The organism is Methylobacterium nigriterrae (assembly GCF_037106235.1).
Taxonomy (GTDB): Bacteria; Pseudomonadota; Alphaproteobacteria; order Rhizobiales; family Beijerinckiaceae; genus Methylobacterium; species Methylobacterium nigriterrae.
Map to the genome: position 1 here is coordinate 1 of NZ_JBAWTG010000455.1, position 734 is coordinate 734.

At 67.7% G+C, this 734-nt stretch carries 1 protein-coding gene; it reads right to left on the reverse strand.

Features of this window, described 5'->3' with window-relative positions:
• On the reverse strand, positions 1–734 hold a 734-nt coding region (locus WDW90_RS37715), incomplete at both ends, for an extracellular catalytic domain type 1 short-chain-length polyhydroxyalkanoate depolymerase (RefSeq protein ID WP_336492819.1).

Consider the following 734-nt stretch of genomic DNA (forward strand, 5'->3'; position numbering starts at 1 on the left):
GGGCTCTCCCCCTGCGTGACGATCTTGCTCGACGTCGCCTCGGGCTTGGCCTGTGCGATGACGCGGTCGCCATTGACCGGGTTGACGGTGCGGTCGGCATCACCGTGGAAGACGATGGTCGGAACCGAGGCGCGCGTCCCTCGTGACTGGGTCGTCCCGGCTCCGTTCATCGCAGCGAAGGCCGATGGCATGTCCTTGGCCGCGCCGTACGGAATTCCCGAGTGGACACCAACCGCCGCGAACAGATCGGGGTAGGTGGCCGCCATGATCGCCGCGGCCGCGCCGCCGGCCGACAACCCCGCGGCGTAGACCCTCGTCGGATCGGCTGAAAACTCCCGGACGACCTCACGCGCGATGCCGGCGATCAGCGAGGGCTCGCCGGAGTCGCGCTGCTGATCGGACGCGTTGAACCAGTTCCAGCACTTCTGCATGTTGGCCGACTGTGGCTGGCCCGGATACGCGACCAAGAAGGTCTGCTCCTCGGCAAGCTCGTTCATCCGCGTCCCGGCAGCGAAGTCATCGGGCGACTGGGTGCAGCCGTGCAGCATGACCACGACAGGAAGCGCCTGGCCCGTATAGCCGCTCGGGACGTAGACCTTGTAGGTCCGGCTGCCCGCAGCGTTGGAGAAGCTCCGCTCCTCGTACCGCGCCCCATCTGGTACCGGGACCGGTGCACGTTGCGGTGTTCCGAGGCCTTCGCCCAGGCCGGCCATCGAGCCCATCTTGGGAAAGCG